The 13,248-nt window shown below is 60.7% G+C and carries 9 protein-coding genes and 1 pseudogene; 5 read left to right on the plus strand and 5 right to left on the minus strand.

Annotated features, from left to right (window positions below; all coding sequences use genetic code 11):
• Positions 1-5: 5 nt before the first annotated feature.
• A complete protein-coding gene (locus tag VNV36_RS06360; protein WP_325717028.1) occupies positions 6-677 on the plus strand; it encodes a GNAT family N-acetyltransferase in 672 nt (223 codons plus the stop codon).
• A 120-nt stretch (positions 678-797) separates the two neighbouring features.
• Here the strand turns inward: VNV36_RS06360 and VNV36_RS06365 are convergent, their stop codons facing one another.
• Positions 798-1,700 (minus strand): homocysteine S-methyltransferase family protein, encoded by a 903-nt coding sequence (locus VNV36_RS06365; protein ID WP_325717029.1) that lies wholly within the window; start codon positions 1,698-1,700, stop codon positions 798-800.
• Between the two features lie 113 nt (positions 1,701-1,813).
• Between VNV36_RS06365 and VNV36_RS06370 the strand changes: the two genes are divergently transcribed.
• Complete coding sequence (locus VNV36_RS06370) at positions 1,814-2,635, plus strand: ABC transporter substrate-binding protein (protein WP_325717030.1); 822 nt, start codon at positions 1,814-1,816, stop codon at positions 2,633-2,635.
• On the plus strand, positions 2,632-3,468 hold the full coding sequence (locus VNV36_RS06375; RefSeq protein WP_325717031.1) for an amino acid ABC transporter permease: 837 nt from the start codon (positions 2,632-2,634) through the stop codon (positions 3,466-3,468). Before VNV36_RS06370 ends, VNV36_RS06375 begins: the two co-directional genes overlap by 4 nt.
• A gap of 16 nt (positions 3,469-3,484) precedes the next feature.
• Here VNV36_RS06375 and VNV36_RS06380 read toward each other — a convergent pair whose 3' ends face one another.
• Both VNV36_RS06380 and VNV36_RS06385 read right to left on the minus strand, forming a co-directional pair.
• A complete protein-coding gene (locus VNV36_RS06380) occupies positions 3,485-3,763 on the minus strand; it encodes a helix-turn-helix domain-containing protein (protein WP_325717032.1) in 279 nt (92 codons plus the stop codon).
• Positions 3,760-5,106 (minus strand): HipA domain-containing protein, encoded by a 1,347-nt coding sequence (locus tag VNV36_RS06385; protein ID WP_325717033.1) that lies wholly within the window; start codon positions 5,104-5,106, stop codon positions 3,760-3,762. Before VNV36_RS06385 ends, VNV36_RS06380 begins: the two co-directional genes overlap by 4 nt.
• A 227-nt stretch (positions 5,107-5,333) precedes the next feature.
• On the opposite strand from VNV36_RS06385, the gene VNV36_RS06390 reads away from it, so the two are divergent.
• Together VNV36_RS06390 and VNV36_RS06395 are read left to right on the plus strand one after the other, a co-directional pair.
• Positions 5,334-8,291, plus strand: coding sequence for an autotransporter outer membrane beta-barrel domain-containing protein (locus tag VNV36_RS06390; protein ID WP_325717034.1), 2,958 nt, complete (start codon positions 5,334-5,336; stop codon positions 8,289-8,291).
• 199 nt (positions 8,292-8,490) lie between these two features.
• Complete coding sequence (locus VNV36_RS06395) at positions 8,491-10,701, plus strand: autotransporter outer membrane beta-barrel domain-containing protein (protein WP_325717035.1); 2,211 nt, start codon at positions 8,491-8,493, stop codon at positions 10,699-10,701.
• Between the two features lie 208 nt (positions 10,702-10,909).
• On the opposite strand, the gene oadA is transcribed toward VNV36_RS06395, so the two are convergent.
• On the minus strand, positions 10,910-12,718 hold the full coding sequence (gene oadA, locus VNV36_RS06400) for a sodium-extruding oxaloacetate decarboxylase subunit alpha (RefSeq protein ID WP_325717036.1): 1,809 nt from the start codon (positions 12,716-12,718) through the stop codon (positions 10,910-10,912).
• Positions 12,719-12,819: 101 nt separating this feature from the next.
• Positions 12,820-13,248, minus strand: a pseudogene (locus VNV36_RS06405) (acetyl-CoA carboxylase biotin carboxylase subunit); the annotation flags it as partial.

The following is a 13,248-nucleotide window of genomic DNA, read 5'->3' on the forward strand; positions in this document are numbered from 1 at the left end:
CGCACATGACCGCTTCACTCGCTGACTGGAAAGGCGTCCCCGCCCCCTCAGCCACCCTGCTCGAAGGCCGCTTCATTCGTCTGGAAAAACTCGACCCGGCGCGCCATGGCGACGAGCTGTTCGCCGCCCTTGAGGGGCCGGGCGCCGACCCGAAACTCTGGGATTACTTGCCTTACGGGCCGTTCCCTCAGCGCAGTGCGTTCAACGACTGGCTGAACAACCATGCGGCAAACAGCGACCCGTATTTCTTCAGCGTCGTCGACCGTGTGACGGGCCAGGTGCAAGGCATTCTCAGCCTGATGTCGATCGTCCCGGCCCAGGGCCGTATTGAAATCGGTCACGTCACTTTCGGCGCACCGATGCAGCGCTCGCCCAAGAGCACGGAGGCGGTGTACTTGTTGGCCAGGTATTCGTTCGAGCTGGGTTACCGCCGGCTGGAATGGAAGTGCAACAACGGCAATGCACGCTCCAAATACGCGGCCGAGCGTCTGGGCTTCAGCTTCGAAGGGGTGTTTCGCCAGCACATGGTGGTCAAGGGGCAGAACCGCGATACCGCGTGGTATTCGATTCTGGATTCGGAATGGCCAGCGATTGGCGCAGGGTTCGAGCGCTGGTTGAGTGATGAAAACCAGACGCCTGGTGGTCAGGTGAAAGGCTTGGCCGAATGCCGTAGCTGATTTCACAGACAACCCTGTGGGAGCGAGCCTGCTCGCGAAGGCGGCGGATCAGTCGCATAGGCATTGACTGATACACCGCTTTCGCGAGCAGGCTCGCTCCCACAATTGACCGGGTATTGCTTAACGACGCAGCCTCTGCGCCAGCACCGCAATGTGTTCCGGACCGATCCCGCAGCAGCCGCCCAAGTGAGTGGCGCCGCGCTGTTGCCAGTCGAGCGCCCAATGCAGATATCCCGGCGGATCGAGATCATCGCGCAACGGGTCGAGCCCATCATTGGCCGTGGCTTCCTTCGGTTGTGGAGGAAACGCGTTGGCGTACGCACCGATATTGAGGTTCACGCCCAGACGCTCGAAAGTCGCGCGCGCTGCATCGATTGCCGCGCCGATCACTTCGGGCTGGCTGCAGTTGAACAGCAGGGTTTCGACGCCCAGCTCAGCGGCCGCTGCAGCCGCATCGGCCACTGGCTCACCGGAGCGCAAGCGCGGCACATCATCGGTGTCTTCATCCTTCAACGTGAACGATAGCCAGAACGGTTTGCCATCCTTCGGCAACCCGGCGTGGATGGCGCGCGCCTCGACGATCGAACTCTGGGTTTCCGCCAGCCAGAGGTCAACGTGCGGGGCCAGACCGGTGACCAGCGGTGTCAGCAGCTCGGTCACGCGATCGGCTTCGAACAGGTCCGGCCGGTACGAGCCAAACAGCGGCGGCAACGAGCCGGCGACGCGCACCGGTCTGCCCGAGGCCTGCACCGCGCGCTGCGCCAATTCCCCGGCCAATGCTGCCAGAGCCCGACCTTCAGCGGCAAAGCGCTCTTCACCGATGTGAAACGGCACCACCGCGTAGCTGTTGCTGGTGATGACATGTGCGCCACTGGCAATGTAAGCGGCATGCACTGCCTCGACCGCCTGCGGCGCTTCGCTTAGCGCCAGTGCCGACCACTCGGGCTGGCGGAATGGCGCTCCGGCACGTTGCAACTCACGGCCCATGCCGCCATCGAGAATCACCGTCCTTGCTTCGCCCATATGCGTTTCACTCATATGCTTATGAAAATAACTCACTATCAGAGTCGTTCTTATAACTATTTAATACGCACCACTCGGTTAATAACAACCTATTTTTTGCGCAGGGATCGACTGTGAAATTGCAACCGCTATTGGCCTTGGGCCTGACCATCCTGGCTGCCTCTACCCAAGCCTTCGGCGGCGCGACGCTGGACCGCATCGAGCAGAAAAAGGAACTGGTTGGCGTGCTGATGGAAAGCTATCCGCCCTTCTCGTTCCTCAACGAGCAGAACCAACTCGACGGCTTCGACGTCGATGTCGCCAAAGCCGTGGCGGACAAGCTCGGGGTCAGTCTGCGCCTGGAAACACCGTCCTGGGACGTGATCGCCGCCGGCCGCTGGAGCGGGCGCTACGACATCTGCATCTGCTCGATGACACCGAGCAAAGCGCGCGCCGAGGTGTTCGACTTCCCCGTCGAGTACTACGCCTCACCAGCGGTGATCGTGGTCAATGCCAAGGACGAGCGCATTCACAGCGCCAAGGATCTGAGCGGCAAGAAAGTCGGCCTCACCAGTGCCTCCAGCTATGAAAGCTACCTGAACAAGAATCTGGTCATCGAAGGCGCCGAGGACACGCAGCTGCAGTATCCATTCGAGGATGTGCAGATCGCCCCGTACGACACCGACAACGTTGCCTTCCAGGATCTGGGCCTGGGCGCCGGTGTGCGGCTGGATGCGATCCTCACCAACCTCGTCACCGCGCAGCCGCGTCTGAATCAGGACTCGCGTTTCAAACTGGCCGGCGAACCGCTGTACTCCGAACCGAACTCGGTGGCCATCGAAAAGGGTGATCCGCAGTGGGATGCCAAGGTGCGCGAGGTGTTTGCCCAACTCAAACAGGACGGCACCCTGAGCAAGCTGTCACACAAGTGGATCGGCGCCGATATCAGTCAATGACTTCTTTTCCAACCCCGCCACAGCCGCCGCAACCGGTGGCTGAGACCCGTCTGCAAAAGCTCTTCGGTTTTCGCACTCGCCTGTACCTGACGTGGGCGGCGCTGTTCTGCCTGTTCGCCGGATTCTTTCTGAGCTTCGACCTGAAGTTCGCCATCATCCTCGACAAGCTGCCCAACCTCGTTGGCCTGAAGCTGGCGCCCAACGGTTTTCTGCAAGGCGCGGCGCTGACGCTGTTTCTCTGCGCCTGCTCGATCATCGCCTCGTCGCTGCTGGGCTTCATCACCGCACTGGCGCGCCTGTCGCACAGCGCCGTGGCGTTCGGCATCGCCAGTTTCTATACCTCGTTCTTTCGCGGCACGCCGCTGTTGATCCAGATCCTGCTGATCTATCTCGGCCTGCCGCAACTGGGCATCGTTCCCGGCGCCATCGTCGCCGGCATCATCGCCCTGTCGCTGAACTACGGCGCCTACCTGAGCGAAATCTTCCGCGCCGGCATCCTCGGCGTCGATCACGGTCAGCGCGAAGCATCGCTGGCGCTGGGCCTGCGCGAAAGCGTGATCTTCTGGCGCATCACCCTGCCCCAGGCCATGCGCACCATCATTCCGCCGACCACCAACCAGTTCATCTCGATGCTCAAGGATTCATCGCTGATCTCGGTGATGGGCGTCTGGGAAGTGATGTTTCTCGCCCAGTCCTATGGCCGCTCGAGCTACCGCTACATCGAAATGCTGACCACGGCGGCGATCATCTACTGGCTGCTGTCGATCGGCCTGGAACTGATTCAGGCGAGGATGGAGCGCCATTACGGCAAGGCGTACGTGCGGCGTAGCTGAGGTGCTCGGCAATGTTTCAAACGTTGTCGCGGCGAATGCGCACAACGCCCATTTTCATACCGAACGGGCGAAACACCGCATTCAACGATTTCAGCGTCTGGTTGCCTTCGCCGTGTTCGATATGCACCAGCGTGCGCACCGAGATCTTGCACATCTTCGCGAACTGGGTCTGATGCAAACCGGTCACCTCCACCCGTAAACGGCGCACGGCGTCACCGATTTCCAGCGTGCCCTGGATCAGTGAGTCGTGGATGCTTTCTATGAGCGCGGTGCGCTCGATAACGGTCAGGCTCATTGCAGGTCCCACTCTTTCAAACGTTTTTCCAAGTGTTTCAGATGCACGCCCGGGTGGTTCATGGTTCGTGCGGGCAAACCGCTGGCCGCCAGAATGTCCGGCAACGCAGCCAGACGTCGGGCATCTGCGCGCAGGCCTTCGAACAACGAGGCATCCGTTAACCCAGCCAAAGGTTCGGCACTGACGTTACCGGCCAATGCGCGACAGACACCTCGCCAATCGACGTCCCCCGCCCTTTCCAATTCTCTCGGCCATTTGGTCGTGCGGGTCACGCCTTCGTCATCCATGACCATAGGCGCGAGGTCATAAATCGGTGCCAGCTTGAACGTGTTTGCCTGGCGGATGATTGCCGTGTTACGACCGTGGTTATCCGAGTTGCCAAGGATTTTGTTGATCAGATCTCGACGCAGGTAATCGGCGACGAGAGCCGGAATCTGGCTGGCTTGCCCTGCTTTGCGCCAGAGTCCGGCAAGCATGCGGATGACGTCCAGGTGATTCATGGCGCTGCCTGGCGTCGTCACTTCAGCCAACGAATAAATCGATTCGACAGCAAAGCGGCTGACGACGCCGTTCTGCACTTTTCGGTCAAAACGCTGCATCCACAAACTCGGTTTGTTCGCCTCCTCCAGTGCCATACCTTCTGCTGCGATGGTTTCGATCCCCAATGTCTGCAGCGCCCTGTAGTAATGGAATTCGCTGCGCAAAATGTCCTGGTCAGTCAGCCCTCCCCTGTTTCTGGCGAATTTCACGAACCAATGCTGTCGGACTTCGTGGTCGTGCAGAACGGCATCGGGGTACAGGAGACCAGCCTTGTTTTCTGCCAATAACAGTTTCGGTGCTTCCCCGCCCGCCCCCGTCGCGCCCCCGATCGCTGCACCCAGCTCGTAGGCATATTCGAGAAAACGACTGTCACGATGGATGACCTCCTCGCGCTTGAATCCGATCGGCTGCCTCTCATCGACAGCTTCAGCTGACTCCTTTATTCGCATGTTGCCGATGGGTGCCGGTGTGCTGCGGCCCAGCAGAAAAAGATCGGCACTGATCTCAACGGGGCGTTCCTGGCCAAGACGCGCAAGCAGGAACTGCCTGGCTGCACCTGCGGGTGCGATGTCGTGGACAAAGGCTGGCGTTTTCGCGCGCCGTCCGTCCCAATCCAGCGGATAAAGAGCACTCACGGCTTTGGAAAAGCGCGACCCGATTGATTCGATATTGTCGACCAGGTAGCCAGCCTCGTAGCCAAAACTGCAGCGGCTCTCGAAGCCTTTTTCAGGATCATCGAAGCTCAATATCATCGCGTCATGCCATTGCCCGGTATTGAAGATCTGTAGTGTCAGGTTGTACATGAGCTTCCTTTGTGCAATTTATTGCAAACCAAGAAAATCGAATCGACAATAAATGCAATATAGTGCATTCGAGAGTCTGCGCGCACGGTCTTATCTGCAATAAAATGCAGATAAATGTTACCAATATCGCTTTCTACGCAAAATAATGCAGATCCGCACCGACATCACCCTGTAAAAAACCACCGCTATACAGGACGGCCCGTCCATAACAAAAAGGCCGTCACTCCATGCCCTTCCCGCCCCAGCGCCTCTCCCTGGCAATCGCACTGTTGATCTCGACCACCACAGCCCACGGCAAAACCGTGCAGATCGACAGCGCTACCACCGCATCGCAAACCCTGGGTGGCAGCGACACCCTGACGATCTCGGCATCGGGCAGCATCACCAACAGCGGCAAGGCTGTGAGTCTCAAGGACAGTACCAGCGGCGCTGGCGTTGTGATCGATAACGCCGGCCAGATCATCTCCACCGGCGGGCGCGCCATCGATAGCAGCGGTGATCAAAGCAAGGCGCGCAACTACACCCTTTACAACCGCAGCGGCGGGCAGATTGTCGGCGCCAACGATGCCTTGCGGATCGACAGCAACTTCGTCAGCGGCAGCCTGTTGATCGACAACAGCGGCGTCATTCGTTCGTCCACCGGCCAAGGCCTGGATCTGGATGCGCTGCGCAGTGACGGCGTGCGCACCACCATCATCAACCGCCTTGGCGCGTTGATTCGCGGCGACGCCAGCGACGGCATGAAAACCGGCGCCAACGCCAGCATCAGCAATTACGGCGAGATTTCCACTGGCGATTCGCACAACGCCGATCAGAAATTCGACGGCATCGATATCGACAGCGCGAGCGGCGTCAGCATCACCAATTACGGTGTGATCTCTGGTGGCCGCCACGGCATCACCACCGACCTCGGCGCAACCCTGATCAACTATGGGCAGATCACCGGGCGCAATGGCTCCGGGTTCGGTTCCGACGGCGACGGCACGGTGATCAACCATGGCACCCTCACTGGCGCCTACTCCGGGCTGCAAGCCAATGGCGACGGCGATGGTGTGGACATCGACAGGATTGCCCACATTGAAAACCATGGCGTCATTCAAGGCGTCGGCGCCGGCGGCGTGGACAAGGCCGGGTTTGCCAATGGCAGCGAGGGCATTGCCCTCGGAGGCGGCTACATTCTCAACGCCCGCGCCGCACGGATCAGCGGGGCCGACAGCGCGATTCTGGTGGACGACGGCAGCGGCGGCGCCGGGCTCGCCGCCACGACACTGGAGAACTTCGGCCGCATCGAAGGCCTCAACGGCTTCGGCGTGAAGTTCGTCGGCGAGTTTGCCGACAGCGTCATCAACGGCGGCATCATCAGCGCCAGCAACGGTCTGGCGCTTGACCTGGGCGGTGGCGATGATCGCCTGACATTGCGCAGCGGCAGCCGCTTCGTTGGCATGGTCGACGGCGGCAGTGGCTACGATCGCGTGGTCATGGACGATGCAGCGGGGGGCGACTTCGGCGCCAGTCGCCAGTTTGAATGGCTGGAGGTCAAACAAGGTGCGTGGACGCTGACCGGCAGCGGCGACTTCAGTGATGGCGGCGCGGTGCGCAGCGGTGCGACGCTGATCAATCAGGGTGGCATCGCCGGCAACCTGACCGTCGACGCTGGCGGCGTGTACGCCGGCGGTGGCTCGGTGGGCAACCTCAACATCAACGGCACCTTGCGCACGGACACTGGCCTTGGTCGGGCAACGGTTGTGCATGACTTGAACATGAGTAGCGCGGCCGTGCTCGCCTACGGCGTCAACGCCGATGGCAGCAGCGCGCCAGTGCAGGTCGGCGGCACGGCCAACCTCAACGGTGCAACACTCGCGATCAATCCAGGCAGCGGCAGCTATCCGTGGCAGAGCCATTACACGGTGCTGCAAGCGGCGCAGGTCACCGGTACGTTCGCCATGGTGACCAGCGACTACGCCTTCCTCACCCCGACCCTCGCCTACACGCCGACGCAGGTCGATCTGACCTACACCCGCAACGACGTGGCCTTCAACGAACTCGCCCTCACCGGCAACGGCAGCCGCGCCGCCAACAGCCTCGCCTCGATGAACAAGAACAATGCGCTGTACAACGCCTTGCTCAATACCAGCCAAAGCAGCGCCGGAGCAGCGCTCGAGCAATTGGCCGGCGCCAGCAACGCCAACCTGACCAGCGCAACTCTTGGCGCCAGCAGCCAGATCGGCAGCGGCATGCTCTCGGCGATGCAGCACATGGCTGCCAGCCCGGCGCTGACGGTCGCTCTCGAACAGCGCGACACGCCGGTACTGGCCGCCAATGGTGTGCCTTCCACAGCGCGCAACCTGAATGATCCGAACGCGCGCGGCCGGCTCTGGCTGCAAGGTATCGGCGGTTACGGCAAGCTCGATGGCGAGCATGGCAGCGGCGGCCTGGAACAACGCACCCAAGGCAGCGTGCTCGGCGCCGACTGGGCACTGAATACGGCGTGGCGGCTGGGCGTACTGGGCGGGTATTCGTCAACCGATCTGGATGCCAGTGGCGTCGATGGCAATGTGCACAGCTGGCACGCCGGCGTATACGCGTTGCATCAAAACGGCCCGCTCGCCCTGCGGCTCGGCGCCGCCTGGAGCGGGCATCAGGGCGAGAGCAAACGCACCATCGCCTTCAACGGTTTCAGTGATCGGCCCAAAGGCGATTACGACGCCGACAGCCAGCAGGCCTTCGCCGAACTTGGCTACGCCATGGGCAGCGGTCGCCTCAGCGCCGAACCGTTCGCCAGCTTCGGTTACCAGCGCTACCACCGTGACGGCTATCGGGAAAAAGGTGGCGCCGCCGCGCTGCAAGTCGACAGCCAGACCGAGGACAACTTCAGCAGCACCCTCGGCCTGCGCCTGGCACACCTGAGCAGCCTCGATAACGGCATGAGCCTGACGCCGCGCATGGCCGCCGGCTGGAAACACACCTACGGCGACGTCAGCAACTCGACACGTCAGGCATTCGTGACCGGCGGCACGGCCTTCAGTGTTGATGGCAGTTCGCTGGACCGCGACAGCCTTATGCTGGAAGCCGGACTCGACTTGGGCGTTTCTGCGCGACATACGCTGGGGTTGGGCTACAACGGCGAGATTGGCAACAACAGTCGCAATCACGGCTTGATCGCGCAGTGGCAGATGAGTTTCTGAAGGCTGAACAGTCGGCGCGGTCCTGTTCAGCTGTAGGAAATGGAATTACCGCAGCCGAGCAAAAGGTTTGTTTGCGAATTTAACGGCGGTTTTCCACAAAACGATCCGATGTCGCCTGCATGGCTAAGGGACGCGGCTGACATCGGTTTTTTTCGGGCATCAATAGAGTCGGACCTTCAATACATGGAGGTTGAACCTGATGCCTAGAGAACACCTATTCGTACCGAAAAACCTGGCTGTTGCCATTTCACTGGCGCTGGGCTGCGCATCACTTGCCAATGCCGAACATTCCCCGGAAGTCGCCGAACCGCCCCCGAGCATGGAGGCGACGCAAGCGTCCGATGCCAGCCAGAGTGCAAACGCCTTTCAACGACTGCAAGGCTTTCTCAGCGACTCAAGTACGGTTCCCATCACCTTCACGACAGCAGAAAAAGCGTTCACCGGTACTGACGTCAACGACCTGATCATTCTCAGGGAAGGTGCGAGTTTCACTGGCCGGCTGGATGGCGGTAAGGGCGATAACGTGCTGTTTCTGGATTCGGCGGACGGCGGATCACTTAAGGACACCCGCAATTTCAATGGTCTTGTGGTGCCACGAGGAGAGTGGACGCTGAGTTCCAAAGGGGATTTTCATGAAGGCGTGCTGGTAAACAGTGGTGGATCGCTGACCAATATGGGCAGCTTCAAGGGTGACGTCCATGTCGAGAACGGGGGCCGCTTTGCCGGCAAAGGCGTGGTAGGAAATCTTCATGTAGACGGCCTGCTCACTGTCAATCAAGCCCTCGGCAGCCCGCGAGTGAAGGGCAATCTGCATCTGTCCCCCACTGCCGAACTGGCTTATGAGGTCACTCCCGGCGGTAGTCAGACGATCAAGGTCGGTGGCACAGCCGAGCTGGAGGGCGCCACGCTGAAAATCGTTGCAGCGCCGGGTGAATATCCGCAAAGCAGCGAATACAAAATCATTGAAGCCCGTGAGGTGAAAGGCCAATTTGGCAGGATCCAGAACGATCTGGCGTACATGACCGCCACCGCTCAATACAACAAAAAGTCGGTTGGCCTGACTTACGCTCGCAACGATGTACCGCTTGAAGATCTCGCCAGTACAGAGAATGGAGGTGCCCTGGGAGCCAGTCTTCTCGAGCCGCAAACGCCAACATCGCCCGCTCTGCCGATATCAACAGCGCTGACGCCGGAGCCTGCTCCGGTTTCAACTTCAGTTGCGATCACAGCTGCTGCATCAGCCGCGACCACAGTCGCTACATCGGCAGAAGATCTCGCGCCCGCGGCATCATCGTTATCGGGCGAGAACGTGACTGCGCAAACCAGCGAAGCTGTCGTACAGCCCGCGTCCGAGCCTGCAAAGCCTGTCAACACAGCGGTCGCCGCCCTGTTGACCAGCGATAAAACCACCGCGCCTGTCGCGCTCGAACAACTCGCCGCCGGCAGTAACGCCAACCTCGCCAAAGCCACCTTGAGCAGCGTCACGCCGGTCAGTGCGAGCATGCTTTCGGCAATGCGGCAATTGGAAAGCCATTCCGGCTCGACTCAAGGTTCGCGCACTTCACCTCTTCAAACCGCAGGCAACGACGATTCCGCTCGGGTCTGGATTCAGGCGCTGGGCCATGGCGGCAAGGTTGATCGCGACGCCGTCAGCACCCTCCAACACGCCACTCAGGGACTGGTCATGGGCGCTGACTGGCGGCTCAACGAGCAATGGCATGTCGGTCTGCTCGGCGGTAAATCGCAAACGAAACTCGACGCCGGCCAATACGACGGCGATCTCGACAGCTGGCACCTCGGCGCCTACGCCGTGCGTCGGGACGGCCCGCTGTCTCTGCGCCTGGGCGCCACCTACGCCAGTCATGACGGCAGCAGCACACGACGGGTCGCGTTCAAGGGCTTCAGTGATCGCCTGAAGGGCAATTACGACGCCAATACTCAGCAGGCATTTGCCGAGGCCGGGTTCAACCTGGGTCGCGACAACGTCACCCTGGAACCCTACGCCAGCCTCGGCTATCAGCGTTATCAACGCGACAGCTACAGCGAAAAAGGTGGTGATGCGGCGCTGAAAGTCTACGGGCAGACACGCGACAACCTCAGCAGCACCCTTGGCCTGCGGGTTGCGCAAATCAACACGCTGGATAACGGCATGCACCTGACGCCGCGATTGAGCGCAGGCTGGAAACACACCTTCGGCGAGATCGACAGCAGCACCCGCCAGCAACTGCTCAAGGGCGGCAAGCGATTCGAAGTGGCTGGCGCTGCGCTGGATCGAAACAGTCTGGCGGTGGATGCGGGGCTGGATCTTGCGCTGTCGGCGGCGCACACCCTGGGCGTGGGCTTGACGGGCGAAATGGGCAATGACAGCCGGACGTATGGCGTGACGGGTCAATGGCGCATGACGTTCTGATGGATTAGACGCGACTCCTGTGGGAGCGAGCCTGCTCGCGAAAGCGTGGTTCACCGCGCGATGATGTTGGCCGGTCCGAGGCATTCGCGAGCAGGCTCGCTCCCACATCGAGGCACCACATTGACCGGCCAAAGTCGGAAAATCACGGGCAAAAAAAGGGGAGCACATGCTCCCCCGAGGTTTAAAGCGTTGGATCGCGACCGTTATCTCAGCCTTCGATCTCGATGAGGATTTCCCCCGGGTTGACCCGGTCGCCCTTGGCCACATGAATCGCGGCGACCTTGCCGGCAATGGCGGCCTGGACTTCGGTTTCCATCTTCATCGCTTCGGTGATCAATACCGCCTGGCCAGCCTTGACGGTGTCGCCCTCCTTGACCAGCACATCAACGATGTTGCCCGGCATGGTAGTGCTGACATGGCCCGGTGCGGAGGCCTGCTTGCGTTTGCTGCTGCCGCCGCTGACGAATTCGTTGAGCGGCTCGAACACCACTTCTTCCGGCATGCCGTCGATGGACAGATAAAAGTGACGTTTGCCTTCGGCCTTGACGCCGACACCAGTGATGTCGACGCGGTAGGTCTCGCCGTGGACGTCGATGACGAACTCGGTGGGCACACCTTCGCCGCCCGCCGAGGCCACGGCGCCTGCTTCCGGAATCGGCAACAGCACTTCCGGCGTAAGGGTGCCGGCGGCACGCTCCTCAAGGAACTTGCGACCAATGTCCGGGAACATGGCGAAGGTCAGTACGTCTTCTTCGGACTTGGCCAATGCACCGATATCGGCCCGCAGCTTGGTCATTTCCGGCTTGAGCAGATCGGCCGGGCGTACGTCGATGACGTCTTCGCTGCCGATCGCCTGACGCCGCAGTTTTTCATTGACCACGCCCGGCGCCTTGCCGTAGCCGCCTTGCAGATAGAGCTTCACTTCGTTGGTAATGGTCTTGTAGCGCTCGCCGGCCAGCACGTTGAAAAACGCTTGGGTGCCAACGATCTGCGAAGTCGGGGTCACCAGCGGTGGGAAGCCGAGGTCTTCACGCACACGCGGGATTTCTGCGAGCACTTCGCCCATGCGGTTCAGGGCACCCTGCTCCTTCAACTGGTTGGCAAGGTTGGAGATCATCCCGCCCGGAACCTGGTTGACTTGCACACGAGTGTCGACGGCGGTGAATTCGCTTTCGAACTGGTGGTACTTCTTGCGCACGGCATAGAAGTACAGACCGATTTCCTGGAGCAGTTCGAGGTTCAGGCCGGTGTCGTATTCGGTGCCCTTGAGCGCAGCGACCATCGATTCGGTGCCCGGGTGGCTGGTGCCCGAGGCGAAGCTGGAGATTGCCGTGTCGATATGATCGGCGCCGTTTTCAATGGCCTTGAGCTGGCACATGGCGGCCAGACCCGCCGTGTCGTGGGAGTGGATGAACACCGGCAGCGACTGCTCGGCTTTCAATGCGCGCACCAGTTCACCGGTGGCGTATGGAGTCAGCAGACCGGCCATGTCCTTGATCGCCACCGAGTCACAACCCATGGATTCCATTTGCCTGGCCTGGGCCACGAACGCGTCGATGGTGTGCACCGGGCTGGTGGTATAGGCGATGGTGCCCTGCGCATGTTTGCCGGCCGCTTTTACTGCTTCGATGGCGACGCGCAGGTTTCGCACATCGTTCATCGCGTCGAAGATGCGGAATACGTCGATGCCGTTGACCGCAGCCTTGGCGACGAAGGCCTTGACCACGTCATCGCTGTAGTGGCGATAGCCGAGCAGGTTCTGCCCGCGCAGGAGCATCTGCAGACGGGTATTGGGCAGTGCCGCGCGCAGTTGGCGCAGACGCTCCCATGGGTCTTCTTTCAGGAAGCGCACGCAGGCGTCGAATGTCGCCCCGCCCCAGCATTCCAGCGACCAGTAGCCGACCTTGTCGAGCTTGTCGCAGATCGGCAGCATGTCTTCGGTGCGCATGCGGGTGGCGAGCAGCGATTGGTGAGCGTCGCGCAGGATGGTGTCTGTTACGAAGATCTTCTTTGTCATTGGTATCTCCTCATAGCGGCAAGCTTCAAGCTACAAGCTGCAAGAAAAAGCCAATCTGCTTTTACTTGCCGCTTGCAGCTGAAAGCTCGCAGCTGCTTCATTCATAGGCCTGCGTGGGCGGCGATGGCGGCGGCGATGGCCAGGGCCAACTCTTCGGGTTTACGCTTGATCGAGTAGTGCGTGAGCTCCGGGTGGCTTTCCACGAAGCTGGTATTGAACTGCCCGCTACGGAATTCCGCGTTACGCAGGATTTCCTGGTAATACGCCGCCGTGGTTTTCACGCCTTGCACGCGCATGTCATCAAGGGCGCGCAGCCCGCGGTCCAGGGCTTCTTCCCAGGTAAGCGCCCACACCACCAGCTTCAGGCACATGGAGTCGTAGAAGGGCGGAATGGTATAGCCCGTATAAATAGCCGTATCGGTGCGTACGCCTGGCCCACCGGGCGCGTAATACCGGGTGATCTTGCCGAAGCTCGGCAGGAAGTTGTTTTTCGGGTCTTCCGCGTTGATGCGGAACTGCAACGCGAAACC

This window comes from Pseudomonas sp. (assembly GCF_035554175.1).
Lineage (GTDB): Bacteria > Pseudomonadota > Gammaproteobacteria > Pseudomonadales > Pseudomonadaceae > Aquipseudomonas.